This window comes from Priestia taiwanensis (genome assembly GCF_014638355.1).
Taxonomy (GTDB): Bacteria; Bacillota; Bacilli; order Bacillales; family Bacillaceae_G; genus Priestia_D; species Priestia_D taiwanensis.
In genome coordinates, this window is the sequence record NZ_BMFK01000001.1 from 760,225 (window position 1) to 779,457 (window position 19,233).

The 19,233-nt window shown below is 34.7% G+C and carries 19 protein-coding genes; 17 read left to right on the forward strand and 2 right to left on the reverse strand.

Annotated features, from left to right (window positions below; translation table 11 throughout):
• Positions 1 to 256 precede the first annotated feature (256 nt).
• From IEV41_RS04075 to IEV41_RS04120, 10 genes are all read left to right on the forward strand, one after another.
• Positions 257 to 1,324 (forward strand): Rap family tetratricopeptide repeat protein, encoded by a 1,068-nt coding sequence (locus IEV41_RS04075; protein WP_229722140.1) that lies wholly within the window; start codon positions 257 to 259, stop codon positions 1,322 to 1,324.
• Positions 1,321 to 1,467, forward strand: coding sequence for a hypothetical protein (locus tag IEV41_RS04080; protein WP_188387156.1), 147 nt, complete (start codon positions 1,321 to 1,323; stop codon positions 1,465 to 1,467). Before IEV41_RS04075 ends, IEV41_RS04080 begins: the two co-directional genes overlap by 4 nt.
• A gap of 230 nt (positions 1,468 to 1,697) precedes the next feature.
• Entirely contained in the window at positions 1,698 to 2,396 is a 699-nt protein-coding gene (locus IEV41_RS04085; RefSeq protein ID WP_188387157.1) for a response regulator transcription factor, read from the forward strand.
• Positions 2,383 to 3,774, forward strand: coding sequence for a HAMP domain-containing sensor histidine kinase (locus tag IEV41_RS04090; protein ID WP_188387158.1), 1,392 nt, complete (start codon positions 2,383 to 2,385; stop codon positions 3,772 to 3,774). The genes IEV41_RS04085 and IEV41_RS04090 overlap by 14 nt, the downstream gene beginning before the upstream one ends.
• 54 nt (positions 3,775 to 3,828) lie before the next feature.
• On the forward strand, positions 3,829 to 4,401 hold the full coding sequence (locus IEV41_RS04095) for a histidine phosphatase family protein (RefSeq protein ID WP_188387159.1): 573 nt from the start codon (positions 3,829 to 3,831) through the stop codon (positions 4,399 to 4,401).
• Positions 4,402 to 4,466: 65 nt separating this feature from the next.
• Positions 4,467 to 4,790, forward strand: coding sequence for a MazG nucleotide pyrophosphohydrolase domain-containing protein (locus IEV41_RS04100; protein ID WP_188387160.1), 324 nt, complete (start codon positions 4,467 to 4,469; stop codon positions 4,788 to 4,790).
• Positions 4,791 to 4,801: 11 nt separating this feature from the next.
• On the forward strand, positions 4,802 to 5,227 hold the full coding sequence (gene fosM, locus IEV41_RS04105; RefSeq protein ID WP_188387161.1) for a FosM family fosfomycin resistance protein: 426 nt from the start codon (positions 4,802 to 4,804) through the stop codon (positions 5,225 to 5,227).
• A 23-nt stretch (positions 5,228 to 5,250) separates the two neighbouring features.
• The gene (locus tag IEV41_RS04110) at positions 5,251 to 5,874 is read left to right on the forward strand and encodes an HD domain-containing protein (protein WP_188387162.1); all 624 of its coding nucleotides are present in this window, start codon (positions 5,251 to 5,253) and stop codon (positions 5,872 to 5,874) included.
• A gap of 180 nt (positions 5,875 to 6,054) precedes the next feature.
• Positions 6,055 to 6,369, forward strand: coding sequence for a hypothetical protein (locus IEV41_RS04115; protein ID WP_188387163.1), 315 nt, complete (start codon positions 6,055 to 6,057; stop codon positions 6,367 to 6,369).
• A gap of 420 nt (positions 6,370 to 6,789) precedes the next feature.
• Positions 6,790 to 7,662 carry a phosphotransferase gene (locus tag IEV41_RS04120; RefSeq protein ID WP_188387164.1) on the forward strand — a complete coding sequence of 291 codons (873 nt, stop codon included), beginning with the start codon at positions 6,790 to 6,792 and terminating at the stop codon, positions 7,660 to 7,662.
• A 27-nt stretch (positions 7,663 to 7,689) separates the two neighbouring features.
• On the opposite strand, the gene IEV41_RS04125 is transcribed toward IEV41_RS04120, so the two are convergent.
• Complete coding sequence (locus IEV41_RS04125; protein WP_188387165.1) at positions 7,690 to 8,673, reverse strand: YdcF family protein; 984 nt, start codon at positions 8,671 to 8,673, stop codon at positions 7,690 to 7,692.
• 254 nt (positions 8,674 to 8,927) lie between these two features.
• On the opposite strand from IEV41_RS04125, the gene IEV41_RS04130 reads away from it, so the two are divergent.
• The 7 genes from IEV41_RS04130 (at position 8,928) to IEV41_RS04155 (ending at position 17,701) form a co-directional block, all read left to right on the forward strand.
• Positions 8,928 to 11,954, forward strand: coding sequence for an efflux RND transporter permease subunit (locus IEV41_RS04130; RefSeq protein WP_188387166.1), 3,027 nt, complete (start codon positions 8,928 to 8,930; stop codon positions 11,952 to 11,954).
• An 87-nt stretch (positions 11,955 to 12,041) separates the two neighbouring features.
• Positions 12,042 to 12,173, forward strand: a complete 132-nt coding sequence (locus IEV41_RS20140; RefSeq protein ID WP_268235128.1) for an RAxF-45 family protein — start codon at positions 12,042 to 12,044, stop codon at positions 12,171 to 12,173.
• Between the two features lie 138 nt (positions 12,174 to 12,311).
• Entirely contained in the window at positions 12,312 to 14,183 is a 1,872-nt protein-coding gene (gene abc-f / locus IEV41_RS04135; RefSeq protein ID WP_505891277.1) for a ribosomal protection-like ABC-F family protein, read from the forward strand.
• A gap of 244 nt (positions 14,184 to 14,427) precedes the next feature.
• Positions 14,428 to 15,114, forward strand: coding sequence for a class I SAM-dependent methyltransferase (locus IEV41_RS04140; RefSeq protein ID WP_188387168.1), 687 nt, complete (start codon positions 14,428 to 14,430; stop codon positions 15,112 to 15,114).
• A 17-nt stretch (positions 15,115 to 15,131) separates the two neighbouring features.
• The gene (locus IEV41_RS04145) at positions 15,132 to 15,602 is read left to right on the forward strand and encodes a GNAT family N-acetyltransferase (protein ID WP_188387169.1); all 471 of its coding nucleotides are present in this window, start codon (positions 15,132 to 15,134) and stop codon (positions 15,600 to 15,602) included.
• A gap of 105 nt (positions 15,603 to 15,707) precedes the next feature.
• Complete coding sequence (gene fakB / locus IEV41_RS04150) at positions 15,708 to 16,574, forward strand: DegV family protein (protein ID WP_188387170.1); 867 nt, start codon at positions 15,708 to 15,710, stop codon at positions 16,572 to 16,574.
• A 281-nt stretch (positions 16,575 to 16,855) separates the two neighbouring features.
• Positions 16,856 to 17,701, forward strand: a complete 846-nt coding sequence (locus tag IEV41_RS04155) for a DUF2785 domain-containing protein (RefSeq protein ID WP_188387171.1) — start codon at positions 16,856 to 16,858, stop codon at positions 17,699 to 17,701.
• A 125-nt stretch (positions 17,702 to 17,826) separates the two neighbouring features.
• On the opposite strand, the gene IEV41_RS04160 is transcribed toward IEV41_RS04155, so the two are convergent.
• A complete protein-coding gene (locus IEV41_RS04160; RefSeq protein ID WP_188387172.1) occupies positions 17,827 to 19,032 on the reverse strand; it encodes an MFS transporter in 1,206 nt (401 codons plus the stop codon).
• Between the last annotated feature and the right edge of the window lie 201 nt (positions 19,033 to 19,233).

A 19,233-nucleotide genomic window follows, 5' to 3' on the forward strand; every position in this document is an offset into this window, starting at 1 on the left:
ATGTTGTGATACGTACATAGCTATCATTATACCATTAATTAGGTTCATTACTAAAAGAAGGAGTAATGATAGAAATAGGATAGACGTTTCATATTGTGGGGCTTTTTTCGCGAAGAACTATCTATCAGGCGAAAAGATTGCACGTAATCCCAAAAGGTTACAAAAAGGTTACAAATCACCAAAAATATTGTAAGATATTGTATAATTATCAGAAAAAATAGAAATATGAAATAATATTAATGTGGGGGGGATTAAAGTGAACGAGTTAATTACTACAAAAAAAGAAATCACAAACTTATTAAATGGATGGTATCAAGAAATGCGTGCGCAGCACATAGTTAAGGCAAGTCAATTAAAAGAAGAAATTGATAATCAGATTGCTAGAATAGACGAAGCTCAAGATGTTCTTGCTTATTATTCATTATTGGATTTCAGATATAGAATGTTAATTGGTGATTTTGAAGCAAGTTTGAGCGAATCTATCGCAGAACAACAAACAGATGATTTCTTGAATTATTACTATCACTTTTTTAAATTTATTTATGCAACAGAACTTGGGGATTACAATAGTGCGAGAGAGTATTGTAAACTTGCAGAAGAGTTATTGGTCAACATTCCAGATGAAGCAGAAAAAGCAGAATTTAATTACCGTGTTTCTTTATTTTATTACTACATATCACAATACGTCTTATCCATTCATTATGCTACAAAAGCGCAAGAGTTTTTTTCTCAGCATAAAGGATATGAGGTTAAAATAGGTGCATGTAAAAATACGCTAGGAATGGCCTGTAGTTCATTAAAGCAATATGAACTATCGGAAGAATATTTTATAGATGCCCTGGATATTTTTCAAAAAGCGAATGACCCTGTACTTATTTCTCGAGTTAGACATAATTTAGGGTTATTATATGCAGATCAAAATTTATCTGAAATAGCAATAAGACATTTCAATGAAACGATTGAAGATTACAAATATGATAGAACAACATATTTACTAGCACGCGAACATTTTAAACTTAACAATCTAGAAGAAGTGGAAAAGTATATTGAGAAAGGTTTAAAATCATGCAATAAAGAATATAGGCATCATTTTTTAATCTTAAAAGCAAAAAGCAGTTCCTTTGATGTTCAAGAATTGGAAGGAATTACACTGCAGGGTATAGAATACTTTAAGAAACAAGAATTGTGGAACCATGTGCAGGAATATGCAGAAGATTTGGCTATTCAATGGTTCGATATTGGTGAAGGAACAAGAGCTAGTATTTATTTTCATATGAGCTATCAAGCAAAAGAAATGTTACAAAAAAAGGGGGCGTTAAAATGAAAAAGTTTAAATTAAGCACAGTAGCTTTACTGAGTGTAGCTGTTTTATATGTAGGATTAAGTACTCCAACTTCACAAGAATATTCGAAAGAAAGAATCCAACATACATTCTCAGTAATGTATGGCCATGGGCAAGGGATTTAGTAGTATAGTCTCACTAACTATTAACTACATAAGGATAACTCGATAATGTAATAGGTGAATAAAAAAGAAGGTGGGATATAGAACCATCTTCTTTTTTATTTCTAATAAGGTAGGGCTAGCTGTAAAATTGTATGCATTTATAGCAAAATTTAAGACACATTACTTGAAAAGCTATACTAATCTCTTATCATAAAAAGTAGAAATAAATCTAAAAATTCGGAGGAATATATATGAAGCATATCTCAACTGTATTGATTGTAGACGATGATCCAGATATTCGTAATCTTATTTCTATTTATCTGAAAAATGAAGGCTACCATTTACTTCAAGCTGAGAACGGAGAAAAAGCGTGGGAACTTATTCAGAAAGAATCTGTACAATGTATTATTTTAGATATGATGATGCCAAAGATGGATGGTGTGCAGTTTTTAATGAAGTTACGCCAAGAATCGATGATTCCTGTTATTTATGTGACGGCAAAAAGTGAAGATATGGATAAGATTACTGGGCTTAGTTTAGGTGCGGATGATTATGTAACAAAGCCGTTTAATCCACTTGAATTAGTTGCACGAGTGAAAACGAATATACGACGTTATACACATAGCACTCCTATCGTTCAACAAGCAGAATCTTATATTGAGATAGGTCACTTATCAATTAACACCGACAGACATCAAGTATTCATAGATCAAGAAGAAATAGTACTTACTCGTCGCGAGTTTGATATTTTAGCTTTACTCGCGAAGAATCGTAGTATCGTCTTTAGTACAGACCGTATTTATGAGGCGGTATGGAAGGAAGAAGCTATTTCATCTCAAAATACAGTGATGGTTCACATACGCAAAATTCGAGAGAAAATAGCTGCAGTCACGCCAACAAAATACATTGAAACAGTATGGGGAGTAGGATACAAAATTGAAAAAGAATAGATTCCTACAACGTATTGCTAAAAATTTACAAATTCAGTTCATTTTGTATTTCGTTATTAGTTTCATTGCGAGTTATTGTATTATCTTTTTTGTGTTAACACCAAAGGAAGAGCGTTATCAAGATATTTTACCAAGTGATGTAGAAAACATTGGAATAGATGTTGTGGCAAAGTTAAAGAATTCTTCATCTGAGAATTATCAATACATATTAGATACATCTTCTGAGGCAGAGGAGGTACATCTTTATATATTGACGAAAACAGAGGAGCTTTTCTTACAATCGGTAAATAGTCCACCTTTATATAAACGGATATACGATGTCCATGAAGCGAAGCTAAATGTTAAAGAAGAACAGTTTGTATACGGCATCCTTCCATTTTCAAAGGAAAAAGAGGAGTATTATATCATTCTTGCAAAGGAAAACAAAGGAGTATTTGTAGCAGGACGAGTAACAACACCATCTTTGCTGGTATTTATGTTTGTGTTGACTCTTGTATTTTACTATGTGTTAACGCGAAAGAAGTTAGCCCAAATTAGCTTGCTAGCAAAAAGCATGGAACAAATCGCAAGTGGTAATTTAGGATATAAGATACCGCGTCAAAGTAATGATCAACTAGGAGATCTAGCGGAACATATTAACACAATGTCGGAGCAGTTACACAAGGCGATGGAAGAAGAACGAAGGTCGCAGAAAATGAAACAAGAGTTAATTACGAATATCTCTCATGATTTACGAACACCACTTACATCTATTATTGGGTATTTACAGTTATTGAAGGAAAAGCAATATACATCGGAGGAAGAGCGCAATAATTATATTAATGTTACATATCGACGGGCGACGAATCTTCATATTTTAGTGCAAGACGTATTTGATTATACGAAGCTACTAAATAATGAAACAATGATTCAAACAGAGGAAATACCATTACATTATTTCCTCGAACAAATAGTTGAAGAATATTATCCAATTCTCGGTGAAGATATTTCTTTGGAAACAATATTTTCAAACGAAGAATGCACGGTTTCATTAGATACACAGAAGATGGTACGTGTATTTGAAAATTTACTAACAAATGCCGTTAAATATAGTGAGAAATCAACGCCATTGGTAATTGCAACGGAAATAGTTGATAAGTATGTTCGTATCTCTATGACAAATTATGCTGAACCAATGAAAGAGGAAGAAATTGCACGTCTATTTGATCGTTTTTATAAGAAAGATACAGCACGTTCAACAGAAGGTTCTGGGCTAGGATTAGCTATTGTAAAAAGCATTGTTGAACTACATGGTGGAAAGGTTTTGATAGAAAGTAAAAATCGATTGTTTACTGTACATGTAACAATTCCTTGTGAGAGAATAGATAAGGATAGGTAGTGCAGTATCTGATATAATAAATGTTCATAAGAAAAAGATAGTGGAGGATACATAATGACTACAATTGGATTTATTCGTCATGGAAGTACGGCGTGGAATAAAGAAAAAAGATCACAAGGGCTTTCAAATATTCCGTTAGATGAGGCTGGCTTACTTCAAGCAGATAAGCTTGGGGAACGAATTCGTAACGAAAAATGGGATGTTGTCTATGCGAGTGATTTATCCAGAGCGAGAGCAACAGCTGAAGCAATAGAAAGACTAGCGAATCTTCCATTACTTTTAGATGTAAGACTTCGAGAAGCAAGTGGTGGCGAAATCGAAGGAACGACGGAACAAGAGCGAATTGAGAAATGGGGAGAAGATTGGAGATCGTTAGATTTGGGGATTGAATCAGCAGAGAGTGTTATCGCACGAGCGATGCCAGTTGTTGATGAAATCATGGAAAAACACTGTGGGAAAAATGTTTTAATCGTTTCGCATGGTGCATTCACTCGACATATGTTAAAAGCACTAGTTCCAAGTATTGATTTAACTGTCTCACCGAAAAATACATCGATTACACGTTTAGTAAAAACAGATGCAGGGTGGGATTGTGAATTATATAACTGTACAATCCATCTAGGTTAATACATAAAAGGTACTTTCATTGTATGGGAGTGCCTTTTGCTTTATATTTTGAGGGGGGGATATATATGAACGTTAATGAATTTCAGCAATGGGTTAAAGAGTATTATGAGGCGAGAGGCTGGTCTGATTTAGACATTTTCATTCGCATCGGTTTTCTTGCAGAAGAAACTGGAGAAGTAGCACGAGCAATACGAGCGCTTGAAATAGGGCGTGATAGACCTGATGAAGTAGATGGTACATATACGGAGCAAAAACAAGAACTCGCAGAAGAACTTGGTGATGTGCTAGGGAACCTTATTGTCATTGCGAATAAATATGAGATTCCGCTAGAGGATATTTTTAAAGCGCACCGAAATAAGCTAAGTGAGCGCTATGCGCTAAAGAAATAGAGGTGGCTAAATTGTTCGTAAAGGGATTAAACCATTTTTTATTTTCTGTATCAAACTTAGAAGAATCAATTGTATTTTATGAGCAAGTGTTTGATGCAAAGTTGTTGGTGAAAGGAAGAACGACTGCGTACTTCGATTTGAATGGAATGTGGTTAGCGCTTAACGAGGAGAGGGACATTCCACGTAACGAAATACAGCAATCATATACACATGTTGCTTTTACAATTGAAGAGAACGAATTTGAAGCAATGTATGAAAAATTAGAACGATTACATGTGGATGTTTTATCCGGTCGTTCGCGTGATGCACGGGATAAGAAGTCTATCTATTTTACAGATTTAGACGGTCATAAATTTGAATTTCATACCGGCACACTACAAGATCGATTAGCTTATTATAAGCAAGATAAAATACATATGACATTTTACGATGAATAGTAGATATATTAGGAGGGGTAACAATGAACGCACAATTAGTAAAAGTATTAGAAGTGATAAAGTTAGCAGAAAAACTAAAGGTTGAAATGAGACATAGTTGGCTCTCAAATGGTCGACAAGAAAGTGTTGCTGAGCATACGTGGAGAATGTCGTTAATGGGTATTTTAATTGAGCCGTATCTTCCGCAAAAAGTAGACTTGCTGAAGATGTTAAAGATGATTATTATTCATGATTTAGTAGAAGCAGAGGCGGGAGATATTCCTACATTTGACACAATGAATAGTGCTGAGTTGAAGGAACAAAAAGTAAAGAATGAGGCAAAAGCTATTGAGAATATAAGAGATATGCTTGGAGACGATTTAGGTATAGAACTATATGATTTATGGTTTGAATTTGAAACGAAAGAAACGTACGAAGCAAAAGTAGCGAATGCATTAGATAAGCTAGAAGTCCAGATTCAGCATAATGAAGCGGATATATCTACATGGCTAGAAATCGAACATCAAATGACGTTTATGATGGACAAGCATGTAGCGTTTGATCCAGTATTACAGCAATTCAAAGGTTTAATTGAAGTGGAAGGAGAAAAGAAGCTACATAAGGCTGGGATTGATGTAGAAAACATTAAGGCTAACCTTATGAAATAAAAGAGATTATTGCTGCGGAAGATAGGACGTACAATATCTATTTGTTTTCTCAGAAGCGATTAATAAGTATTTATGTTACTCAATGTCATATATTTGAAAGAGGAGTTTGCTCAGTTAGTAGTTAATTTCCAAATGTTAACAATAGAAATCTTATCCAAGTAAATAGGAGGAGATGGGGCTGTGCATGATCGTGATGAGAAGGAGAGAAATAAAGAAATAGGTGCACGGATAGCAATTGGAGTGTTGATGTTACTTCAAACATATCATATTTTAGCGAATGTGTTCACGTTAATCTTTGTACCAGAAGAAGTTAATGATTTATCCTTTTTCTTACTTAATATTACAGGTAACATTGTAACGCTTGGTATCGCTAATTATTATTACAATCAGATTAATAAGATTCGTTCCGGGTATATATCCCTTATTATTAATTGCTTCTTTGTTATTTTACTCGTGACAATTATCTTCGGAGCAGTTCAAAACATAGTTATTTAATTTGGATTCAGGAGATACATGAAAAGGCTAGCGACAGTCAAAGTTTGTCATGAGTATGTAGTGTAAGATTGTATTCAGCACTGAAAGCACTTGCCACATACGAGATAGTATGTGGCTAAAAAAGTGAATGACGAATAAAGAATAAACATTTGGGGAGGGAGATAAATGAGTGGAATAGCTTTAATCCTAGTAGATGTCTAAAAAGAGTTTAACGATGAAAATGGGGAGAAATAACTTACAAGCCGAAGAGAATGGCAGCTGTTTATTAAAATTATGGAGAAAAAGAAAGTAGCAATTTAATCTAACTGATGAGCCTAGTTAGTGTGAGTTGCTAGAAATTTCACGGACCATATTTTAAGCTTGATTAATCAACAACCTCTACTAAGTGAACTAATATAATGAACCAATGGAGTGATATATATGAATAGCAAAATAATTGATATACTCCGCGAATATCCTATCCAACCAATTGTGCAAATAGCTGAATTAAAAAAAGGAAATACATCTAGACCTATACTAATTACTACAACTAATAATACATATGTTTTGCGACGGATAAAGGATATAAAGCAGGCCAAAACGGAATTTCTCATTAGTAAAGCCTTATCTGAATATAAGATTTCTTCTACAATAGTAGAAACAAAAAATCAGTTGCCTTATGTTCATCGCATCGAAAGTGTTTATAACCTTCAGCCATATATAAAACATGACATAGTTAAGCGAGAGATTGATTTCGAAATGTTAGGAAAGGTAATTTTGACTTTTCATGATGTTATAAGAAGTATAGAAGGTATTTATGAGCAACCAGACCGGTTTGCATTATCAGATATGTGGAAAGAGCTTATCCATAGGAATGTAGAAATTCAAGGAGGATTATATCATATAGTGGAGAAGTGTTTAGCCTATGAAGAGGATGATACTGGTTATATTCATGGAGATTTAGGGAAATGGAACTTACTATTTTATGGACAGGATATATACATAATTGATTTTGGAGAAGTGAGAAAGGGAAATCAACATTTTGATTTAGCGGCTGTTATTACGTCAACGATAGATTGGCAATCGAACGATAGTTGGATGATTCATGCGTTACAACAATTCCAAAGAGGATATCAAGGTATTAATTGGAGAATGCTCAAGGAACAAATCGATGTCTGGTTAATCAGGGGAATTGTTGCGATGTTTATTCAAGATGGTGTAACGTCGGAAACAAAAAAGTATGCAAAGATGTTGATGAATAGACGAGAACGATTAGAAACAATTATCATGTATCACTTTTTAGAGAAAAGGTAGGTCAACCACAGCAGACCTACCTTTCTTTTATACTATAGTAAGCATAAAAATTATCAAACAAACTGCTAATACATGCCACCACTTATACATCACTAAAATACCTATATATTCGCGTAAAAAAGCACTTGGTAAGTAGTACCTAGCTGTTTGAGAACCAACACCTTCGCATTTAAGTTCAGCCATACGTGCATATATACTTGCGCGAAAAACGTGATAATTATTAGTGACAAAAATACTTTTGTGTTCTTGTTTTACATTATCCATGATGCGTTTGGAGAACAGCATATTTTGAAATGTATTTGTTGATTTATCTTCCATTAATATATCTTGATCTTTCATACCTTTAGCGAGTAAGTATTGCTTCATTGCAAATGCCTCGCTTACTAATTCATCAGGACCTTGTCCACCCGATACAATAATCTTCGGTTTTCTGTCATATTTTATGTATTCATTCATTCCCTTATCTAATCGAGAAGCTAATAGTGGCGGTACTTTGTCACCAATTAAACCTGATCCTAATATAAGGATAAAATCGGGGGTGTATTTTACTTTTTGAAAGTGATAGAAGATAGCATAGAATAAGTAGCTAACGAAAATGAAAGAAAAGTATCCAGTAAGAAGTAGAAGCCCTATGTAATACATATGTGTACGTGGATTATACGTGCTTACAAAAAAATAAATACCCATTCCAATAATAGATAAAACAACAAGACCGACAGCAGCAGATAATAAATTTGCCAATCTTTTTCCTTCTTTTTGAAGCATAAGTTTTCCGTTAAACAAAAGATAAATACCAAATGAGATAACTCCTAAAGGAATGAGACCGAAGATAAGGAGTAATAATGTAATCCCAATAATGTTGCTGGAATTATTCGATCCGATGAAATAAATTATCCAAATGGCAATACATGCAATACTTGTTGTAAGCAAGTAGGAAAGACTTATCCGTCGTTTTTCTTTTAAGAATAAAAATAAAAAAATAACTAGTAATATACATCCTATAACTAACATGATGAGCTCCTTTTGATAATAGTCAATGCTCTTTAGTATATATCGAATAGGAATTTTTGTGAACATATACACATAGATGACGGAATCTTGTGAACATATATTACCCAATCGAGATATAGAGCTATGCAAAATACTTTTTCGACAATAATTATGCAATTTGTCGCAAAACGTCTAACACTAACAAAGGATGTCTTGTGAATTGTTTGATAAACTTTAGAAGTCGGGGTAGGGGAAAATTTTGGGGGTGAATTCATTTGTTTTTTGCACGATTTAGTTTAAAGAATGTAGCTGCTGTATTTGTAGTGTCCTTTTTATTAATACTTGGTGGGTTATACAGCTTTCGTACATTAAAAATTGATATGATGCCAAATATTGAAATCCCACAAATAGTTGTTCAAGTTGTTTATCCGGGAGCTTCTCCTGGTGATGTTGACGAACAGATTATGAAGAAGACAGATAAACGACTAATGGGGATTGAAGGAATTAAAAATGTGAACGGGACAGCAATGAATAATATTGCGGTGTACCAATTAGATTTTGAGTATGGAACTGATATGGAGAAAGCCATCTCTTCTATTAATACTGTCTTAAGTGAAGTGGAATATCCAGATGGTATTCAGAAAAAAGTAGAACGTATATCGATGGATAGAATTCCAATTTACTTTGTTTCTATTTACGGTGATGAAGAAACAAATAAGATGGTGAATGACAAGATTATTCCGGCATTAGAGAAGTTAGATGGTGTTGGAGATATCATGCTGGAAGGACAAAAAGATCGAGTTGTCATGATTGAAATCGATCAACAAAAAGCATTGGCGAATGGTCTAATGTTACAAACAGTAAAAAAATCAATTGAAGATAGCAACTTTGCTTTCCCGGCAGGAACAATTACTTCAGAAGATAATGTGATTCCAATTCAAATTAAAAAAGAGTTAACGACAACAGAAGCATTAAAAAGCATTCAACTCCAAGGGATAAACGGAGTTATTCCATTATCAGATGTAGCTAGTATTACAGCGGAAGAACAATATAATTCCATTAGCCGATATGGTGACAAAGAAGCAATGATGATTACACTTATGAAGAAACCAGGAGCTAACACGGTAGAAACGGTAAAAGAAATTCAACGTGTAATTGATTTATTTGATGATGATATGGAATATACAATTGGATATTCTCAAGGGGACGAAATCCAAAAGAGTGTCGATACATTAGTGAAAGAAGGAATATACGGAGCAATATTTGCTTCTTTGTCGGTGTTACTCTTCTTGCGTAATATTCGAGCAACGTTCATTGCAATTATCTCCATTCCACTTTCATTACTCATTACAAGTATTTTCTTAAAGCAACTTGATATTTCATTAAATATGATGAGTCTAGGTGGAATGGCAGTTGCAATCGGTAGGGTTGTAGATGATAGCATTGTTGTCATTGAGAACATTTTTAGACGTATTCGAAAAGAATCTAAACATGTTTCGGATGAGCTAATTATAAGTAGTACCGGGGAAATTTTAAAAGCAATTGTAAGTTCAACTGTCGTAACGGCAATCGTGTTCTTGCCAATGGGATTCGTGACAGGGATGACAGGTGAAATCTTCTACCCGTTCGCAATTACAGTTGTAGTTGCACTCTTCGCGTCTCTATTAGTGTCTGTTACACTCGTGCCAATATTATCGAAGTTCAGTTTCAAGAAAGTTAAGCGTGAAGAGAAAGAAGGGAAATTACAGACGTTGTACGAGAAGTTATTACGTTTCTCTTTACAGAAAAAATGGATTGTATTAGTTGTTTCATTTGTATTACTTGGTACATCTTTCTTCTTCGTTTCAAGAATTGGATTTGTTATGATGCCAAATGAAAAACAAAAAATATTGTATATTGGAATGGAACTACCACCCTCTACAAGTTTAGAAAAAGCGAATGAAACATCACAACGTGTGGAGAAAATGATTTTAGATCGAGAATACACAGATGGAACGTTCTCGACTGTTGGCGGGATAGATGTTCAAACAGGTGTTGCGAAAACAAATATGATGACGTACTACATTAATTTGAAGACGGATGCAGATATTGAAGTAGAAACAAAAGAACTAAAAGAAGATATTCCAACATTATTAAAAGATGATTTTAGTGATATTAAGTTAACAGCAGTGGAAATGGGAAGTGGTCAATTAGCTAGTACACTCGTTACAATTGATCTCTTTGATACGAATTTAGAGCGATTACAGGAGAATGCAGCTAAAGTAGAAGAATACATGGCAAAACAGTCTAATGTAAAAGAAGTTAAAAATAACTTTAAGCAAAAACAAGCACAGTGGTCAGTCGTTATTGATGATAAAAAAGCAACAAGTGCTGGGATTACAAATGAGATGGTGCTAGGACTTGTAGCAGAGAGAACAACTCCTATTTCTGTTTCTGTACCGAATCTAGATAAAGCAGAACGAAAGATATTACTCTCTTACGCGCAGAAAGCAACAACGAAGCAGGATATCGAGAAAATTTTACTTCCGACAAAGTCGGGTGTTATTCCGTTAAGTGAAGTAGCATCGGTGAAGGAAGAGTCGGTGTTCAATAGTATTCAAAAGAAAGATGGGAAAATCTTCGCACGTATTACAGCAGACTTAAATTCAACGAACATTGCGCAGGATACTCTAACATTAACGGATGGGGTTAAAAAGGATGTTATACTTGATTCAGAAGTAGATGTAACATTTGGAGGAAGTGATGAAGAAACGAAAGAAGCTTTTGAACAATTAGGAGTTGCGATGGTTGTCGCAATTGGATTAGTATTTGTTGTCATGTTACTTACTTTTAAGAAGTTGCGCATTCCATTTATTATTTTGACGTCGCTTCTATTCATCCCAATTGGTTCGTTCAGCGCATTATACATTACGAAGGAACCATTGTCGCTTAGCTCGATGATTGGACTCCTTATGTTAATTGGAATTGTAACAACAAATGCGATTGTACTTGTGGATCGTATTGGACAAAATCGAGATGAGAAGAAACTATCAATTCGTGCGGCAATTATTGAAGCAGGTAAAACACGTTTGAACCCAATTTTAATGACAGCACTCGCAACAATCGCAGCGTTACTACCACTTGCATTATCAACAAGTCAAGGAACATTAATTTCAAAAGGATTAGCCATTGTCGTAATTGGTGGCTTAACAACATCTACGCTATTAACGTTGCTTATTGTACCAGTGATGTATGAACTGTTCCATTTTAGAATGATAAAGAAAGAACGTGCAAAATCAGAAAAAATAACACCAAATATGTAAAAAAGACAGAAAAATTTTGCAATTAATATTCGAAATGGTATATACTGTTAGTATTAAACATTCCGTATGAAAGAGGTGAGTAAAGAGATGAATTATTCAGTTACGTTGCGCGCGTCATTTTTAGAATATGTATCTATTTGTCGTGCGATTTTTCATGGATTTGCTGTTAACGGGATACGTATGCCCTTTTTTAGCAAATGCATAGTAGTGACTGAATAAAAGAGAACTCTTTACCCATTGATTTTTCGAGAAAGGGAGAGCTCTTGTAGCTCTCTTTTTTTCGTCCTATTACACATCAAAACCATGGGCAAGGTGTATTCTTGCGCATGGTTTTTTATATTGAGAGGAGTACGGAAAATGATTATTTGTGCATTAGATCGAGTAAGTAAAGTATTTGGAGGAACTACAATTTTTGAAAATATTTCCTTAGAAATAAATGAAGGACAACGAATTGGCTTAGTTGGTCGTAATGGAACTGGAAAAACAACGATATTTAAATTAATAACAAAAATAGAGCATGTAGATAAAGGAAACGTCCATGTGAAAAAAGGACTTAAAATAGGATATTTAGCGCAAGTACCTACATTTGTAGAGGAATATACCGTGTTAGATGTACTTTATACCGCATTTTCATATGTACGAGAGCTAGAGAAGAAATTACGAGTATTGGAAGAAAACATGGCAATAACAGAAGAGGAACAAAAACTTCAAAAACTTATAGAAGAGTATGGTTCCATTCAAGAGCAATTTGCTTTTGCTGGTGGATACGAAATGGAATCTGATATTCAGCGAATTGTAAATGGTTTGAATATTACTCCGTTGTTACATCAATCGTTTAGGAACTTAAGTGGTGGTGAGCAAACAAAAGTTGGTCTAGCACTAATTTTATTACAGAAGCCAGATTTATTACTATTAGATGAACCAACAAATCATTTAGATATTCACGCAGTAGAATGGTTAGAGCAATTTTTACAGGAGTATAAAGGAAGTATCATTGTTGTTTCACATGATAGATATTTCTTAGATGAAGTAGTAACGAAAATTATTGATGTTGAAGATGGAGAGTTACACACATACAATACAAACTACAGCGCGTTTGTTAAAGAAAAGGAAGAACGACTTCTTCAAGAATTTCATATGTACCAGGAACAACAGAAGAAAATAAAGAAAATGAAAGAAGCGATTAAGCGTTTGAAGGAATGGGCAAATCAAGCAACACCACCAAATGCAGATTTACATCGCCGAGCGAAGAGTATGCAAAAGGCATTGGACCGAATGGAGAAGATGAAGCGTCCGATGTTAGAGCGTAATAAGATTGGTTTAGAATTTGAGATGAAAGATAGAAGTGGCAAAGATGTATGTACGTTCATTGATGTTTCGAAAGCATTCGGTGATAAGCAGTTGTTTACAGATGTTAATATGACAATCCAGTATCAAGAGCGTATCGCTTTTGTCGGACAAAATGGAACAGGGAAAAGTACATTACTTAAAATGATTTTACAAGAGATTGAATCAGATAGTGGAAACGTAACGATTGGTAGTAATGTTCAAATTGGCTATTTATCTCAACATGTGTTTACGACAAATATGAACGGGACTGTAATAGAAGCATTTCGTGACCAAGTTGCAGTACCAGAAGGCGAAGCACGTCACATACTAGCGAAGTTCTTATTCTACGGGCCTGATGTGTTTAAGAAAATAGTATCACTTAGCGGTGGAGAGAAAATGAGGTTGCGATTAGCTCAGCTTATGTACCAGAATATCAACTTTTTAATTTTAGATGAACCCACGAATCATCTTGATATTGATTCAAGAGAAGTATTAGAAGAAGCACTTGAAGACTTCCAAGGGACAATCTTGGCTGTATCACATGATCGTTACTTGTTAAACAAACTATTCCCGAAGACAGCTTGGTTAGTAAATCAACAGATATATACGTTTGAAGGAAACTACAGTTGGGCCAAAGAAAAGCTATATGTTCCACAAATAGAACAAGAAAAGAAAGTCATAGAGAAGCAAAAAGTGAAAAAAGTTGTTGAGAATCCACCTGATATAATTGCAAATCTTGAATCGGAATTAGAACAAATTGAAGAAGCTTTATTCCAATTAGAACAACAAATGCTTCAAATAGAAGAAGTAGACGTACTACAAGAAATGAATGTAAAGAAGTTGGAAAAAGAACGAAGAAGAGAAGAACTGTATTCGAAATTGGATGAATTAACAGCTTAACTATTAAAGGTATTACGTAAAAAAAGATATCTGTTTTTTACGCAATACTAAAGGGAGAAGAGGTTACCTTTTGGGTGTAAGGTACACCATCACACTGAATATGAGGTGATATAGAGTTAGAGAGAGTTCCAATACGGAGCTCTCTCTTTGTATGAAAAAAGATTTCGAGTTAAAAAATGTAAAATTAAGTATTTTGCGGTAAGATAATAAGTATCTCATAGTTTCATAATTCGGAGGAATATCAATGTCTAATAAAAACTGGAACGACAAAACCGTTCATACATATGAACAAGAAATTGGGAAGAAAATACCAGGCTATCACGTGCTCTTTGATTTATTAGGTAACATGTATTCAACGATAAAGAAGCAGTCGCCCGAACTATTAATTATCGGTGCTGGGGGTGGACAAGATATTATTACACTCAGTAAAAAAGATAGAGAGATTCGTTTCACTGGTGTGGATCCGTCCCTTGATATGCTGAGATTGGCAGAATTTCGTCTTCAACAGGAGCAAATCGAAAATGAAATAGAACTTATCCATGGAACAATTGCTGCTCTTTCACCGGCGAAACAATTTGACGGAGCAATATGCATGTTAGTATTACATTTTATTCAAAGTATTGATAATAAGAAGGAACTATTACAGCGTATATATGGACAGTTGAAACCAGGGTCCACGTTCTTTCTATCTACTATTTATAGACTTGAAGATACAGCGGAAATGGCTATCTTTATGCAGGGATGGAAGGATTATATGTTGCAGCATGGAATTTCACTTGAACAGTGGAATCGTTTTGAAAAAGCAATCGGGACAGAATTCCATTTAATAACAGAGCAAGAACTACTAGAATTGTTTGAGACATGTGGATTTAAAGAAGTAAGGAGTTTTTTTAGTAACTTGTTAGTAAAGGGATATATGATGAAGAAATAAGGAAGGGACTAAAGGGAATGGCTAACTTTATCGTTAAAAAGGCGACAAAAGTGCACATAGAAAAGGTTATTAACTTACGAATTTCATTGCTAAAAGAAGTGCGAGCTATCACATGTCTAGAGGATGAAGAAATGCTTATTACAGCAACACGCGAATACATAGAAGATGCTTTTCATAACGATACATTTATCTCCTATATTGCAATAGCAGGTGAAGAAATAGTAGGTGCGAGTGGAATTGTATTGTTTAAGCGACCACCGTATCCAGGGAATTTGAAAGGATTAGAAGCATATATTTTAAATATATATACATCTCCGTTATACCGCCAGCAAGGAATCGCGAATGAATTATTGCAACAATGTATGAGTGAGTGTAAACAACGAGATGTGAAAAGAATATGGCTTCACGCAACGGAAGAGGGTAGCCCAATTTATGCAAAGGTAGGATTTAAAAAGAAAGGTAACGAGATGGAGTATTTCTTTTCTTAAATTGAAAAATAGTTAACTTTACTAACTAATAGGGTTTTCCAATTTCTATTTTGTCTATATAATAGAAAGGCGTGATTAGCTTAAATGAATAGAGGTGGAAGTACGATGAAAGTAAAAATTATTACAGATAGCGCAGCAGATTTACCAAAAGAACTTATCCAACAATATGATATAGATATTATTCCTATACGTGTATATGATGAGAATGAAATGGAGTATGAAGATGGTGTTTCTTTACAACCGAAAGAGTTATTTGATGAGATGCGTGCAGGAAAAGCATATAAAACATCTCTACCTTCTTATCAAGCAGTATACGAAACATTTGTAAATAATGCGAAAACAAATACTCCTTGCATCTATGTAGCATTCTCCTCAGAATTATCTGGTACATATCAATCATCCTTACTAATCAAAGACGAAGTAAAAGACAAATATCCAGACTTTGATATTGAGATTATTGATGCGAAGTGTGCATCCTTAGGTCAAGGTCTTGTTGTGTTGAAAGCTGCAGAACGCGCGGCAGAAGGTACTACGAAAGAAGAATTAACAGCATATGTTCGTTCCTTAGCAAATCATATGGAACATATTTTTACAGTAGATGACCTTCAGTATTTAGTACGTGGGGGACGTGTTAGTAAAGTAGCTGGTTTTATTGGTGGCTTACTAAATATTAAACCAATTCTTCATGTTGAAGAAGGGAAGTTAGTACCTATTGAGAAAATTCGTGGCTCAAAGAAAGTATTGAAACGAATGCTTGAATTGATAGCAGAACGTGGAGAAAATCTACAAGATCAAACAATTGGTATTACTCATGGTGACGATGAGGAAGCAGCTTTAGCATTAAAAGCATTACTAGAAGAGCGCTTCGGTTGTCAATCGTTTATTATTCATTCAATCGGTGCTGCAATTGGGGCACATGCGGGACCAGGAACATTGACGGTATTCTTCCTGAATAAGACGGGAATCGAGTAAGAATTATAGCAGATGTAGATTTGAAATGAAATTGCACGCTTATAAAAAGTTGCGTGCTTTTCCCCCTTTAGATATGATTATCTAAAGGGGTCTTTTTATGTCAAAAGGACATCTGATATTAAAGAGGATTGACCGGTATTGAAGTAGATTATAAGCCGTTCTTAAAGATTTAAGATGTGTATTCAAAGGGACATTCAACTCGTTTAAAAGGAATAAATAGAATTTTCATTGACTCATAATTTTGGTGATGCGAGTGAACGAATGATGAGAGGGATATGGAGATGAGTGATACAAGGACCAAATTAATGCTAGATTTGCAAAGAATTGAAAAGGATGAGTATCAGTTACGCGGAGGTGAGCATCATCAAGATTTCTTACCTTTGTTACTTCAATATATTGGGGATCCTCAGCCGGAATTGCGGGATAGTCTGATTTATCCAATGTTTTATATGTGGATTAAGGAAGAAAATAGGTTCAGTGAAGATGAGTTACGTAAGCTCTTAGCAGTTCTGACTAATGAGGACCATTTGTTTTATCATATTGGTAGTGAGGATGACGAGTCCGTTTTTACAAGGACGTTCTCTGCTTTACCTATCGCTTTGATTGTGCAACGTCACAGAAAGAATCCATTTCTCAATCAAGCGGAAATTGAGCAATTAATCTATGTAATGCTCCGTTATTATAAAGAGGAGAAGGATTTGCGAGGTTACCTTCCAGTAGAAGGATGGGCTCATAGTGTATCTCATGGTGCGGATGTTTTTGTGGAGCTGGTGCAATGTGAGGAGAGTAGCCTTGCAATGCTAGGTGAAGTTCTTGTCGCTATTTCTGGTATGCTTCATAATGGTAGACATATTTTTAGCGATGAGGATGATGAGCGGTTGGCCAACATCGTGGATACGATGATGGATCAAGAGTTACTGTCACATCAAGAAATTGCTGATTGGATTAGTGATTTAGCGCAATGCTGCGATTTGCCGAGAAGTCGCAGTCAGGTAATTGCTCGCGTGAACAGCAAGAATTTTTTACGTAGTCTCTATTTCAGAAGAGGACAAGATAGCCGAGGGAATGAGCTTAACAGGGTCATGCTGGCTACTGAGGCGAAATTGAATAAATTTTCTATCAGTTAAAGGGTTAGAGGGGCACAAAAAGCTAGGGGGAATTGGCAGCGGGATAACCTCTTTTTTTAGGTCAAGAAAACAAAAAGAAATATAAATAAAAGCGACGTGCCCATTAGAGAGCACGTCACTTTTTATTATGCTGGTGATTTCACAACAGCTGTATCTATTTTTTTCTGCTTTAATCCAGATACAAAAATAATGAGTAGAGAGATGACTCCAAAGATAAGAACCATGTACTGTAATCCAAGTGTATCTAATGCTAATCCAGTACCTAATAAGACTATTTGGAACATTACACGGTCAAACATACTTCGGAAAGAGAACAATCTTCCGTGGTATTCCTTTGGTATTTTTGTTTGGAAAATTGTCGACATAATCGGGAAGAAACATCCGACTGCAAATCCAAATAATCCAAATGATGCTAGCGCCATCCATTGTATATCACTGAAGAATAGGGATAAATGAGCAATAGCTGTGATAAAAGCGAAGATATATAATAATTTGTATGGTGTTGTGTATGTTGTTAATCTCTTTACCGCAAATGCACCTAGCATAAATGCTATGCCTTCAACTGCATAGATATAACCTTTAATTGCTGAATCATCATGCATTTCACTTAAATTGATAACCATTAAGTTAAATCCACCAATAAATAAGAGTGGAATGATGCTAAGAATAAGTGCTTTATAGGCAATTGGAATTTGCTTTAATACACGAAATACTTCCATAAATCCATCTTTGTTTTTCTCTTTCTTTTCTTTTTCTTGTGTCACTGGTTTGGTATCTTCGAATTGTAAAAAGTACGTTGAAACGAGTAACAGTGCATAAGCAACCATTGATAAGGCGTAAATAAATTGTAAGCTCATTACGACTAATAAAATACCACCGAGTGAGGTACCGACGATACGGCCAATTGTTCCGATATTCATATGAATACCATTTAATTGTAATAGGTCTTTTTCTTTTACAATTAACGGAATAACGGACTGTAAGGCAGGGAAGTAAAAGGCAGCCGAAATTTGTATTGTTACCATGAACATAACCATATACCAAATGTTTTCAAAGTGAATGGCCAAAAACATAAATGATACACTAAATAAACGACCGAACCCTGAGTATAGCAAAATCTTTTTCTTTGAATATTGATCAATCATTCTACCAGCTGTTGGTCCGACGATTACGCCAGCTAATAAACCGCTAAACATAAGAAGTGATTTCATAAAGTCCGATTCAATATGGTGCTGCATAAATTCTAGGTTGCCGATAATTCCAAACCATAATCCTAACCCTGCAATAAATTCTCCTATAAGAACAATCCAAACGTTCTTATTTTTCCACATATATATCCCTCTCGCTTTGTTCGTTAACTATCCGTGAGCAGATAGTTAACTTGTTTATTAGTTAATTCGATTAACTTTTATAGTATGAATATATATTACGCCGTAATGTTGAAAATTTCAATCAATTTGTTTGGTAACATTTAACTAATTTTGGTAAAATGAATAAGTAGGTATACGTTAGAGGTCATTTGAATATGCTTT

Bases quoted from the DNA above. Each gene is read 5' to 3' on its own strand.
- IEV41_RS04080 (WP_188387156.1), top strand. From the start codon at position 1,321: ATGAAAAAGTTTAAATTAAGCACAGTAGCTTTACTGAGTGTAGCTGTT.
- IEV41_RS04085 (WP_188387157.1), top strand. From the start codon at position 1,698: ATGAAGCATATCTCAACTGTATTGATTGTAGACGATGATCCAGATATT.
- IEV41_RS04095 (WP_188387159.1), top strand. From the start codon at position 3,829: ATGACTACAATTGGATTTATTCGTCATGGAAGTACGGCGTGGAATAAA.
- IEV41_RS04100 (WP_188387160.1), top strand. From the start codon at position 4,467: ATGAACGTTAATGAATTTCAGCAATGGGTTAAAGAGTATTATGAGGCG.
- IEV41_RS04110 (WP_188387162.1), top strand. From the start codon at position 5,251: ATGAACGCACAATTAGTAAAAGTATTAGAAGTGATAAAGTTAGCAGAA.
- IEV41_RS04120 (WP_188387164.1), top strand. From the start codon at position 6,790: ATGAATAGCAAAATAATTGATATACTCCGCGAATATCCTATCCAACCA.
- IEV41_RS04125 (WP_188387165.1), bottom strand. From the start codon at position 8,673: ATGTTAGTTATAGGATGTATATTACTAGTTATTTTTTTATTTTTATTC.
- IEV41_RS20140 (WP_268235128.1), top strand. From the start codon at position 12,042: ATGAATTATTCAGTTACGTTGCGCGCGTCATTTTTAGAATATGTATCT.
- abc-f (WP_505891277.1), top strand. From the start codon at position 12,312: ATGATTATTTGTGCATTAGATCGAGTAAGTAAAGTATTTGGAGGAACT.
- IEV41_RS04140 (WP_188387168.1), top strand. From the start codon at position 14,428: ATGTCTAATAAAAACTGGAACGACAAAACCGTTCATACATATGAACAA.
- IEV41_RS04145 (WP_188387169.1), top strand. From the start codon at position 15,132: ATGGCTAACTTTATCGTTAAAAAGGCGACAAAAGTGCACATAGAAAAG.
- fakB (WP_188387170.1), top strand. From the start codon at position 15,708: ATGAAAGTAAAAATTATTACAGATAGCGCAGCAGATTTACCAAAAGAA.
- IEV41_RS04155 (WP_188387171.1), top strand. From the start codon at position 16,856: ATGAGTGATACAAGGACCAAATTAATGCTAGATTTGCAAAGAATTGAA.
- IEV41_RS04160 (WP_188387172.1), bottom strand. From the start codon at position 19,032: ATGTGGAAAAATAAGAACGTTTGGATTGTTCTTATAGGAGAATTTATT.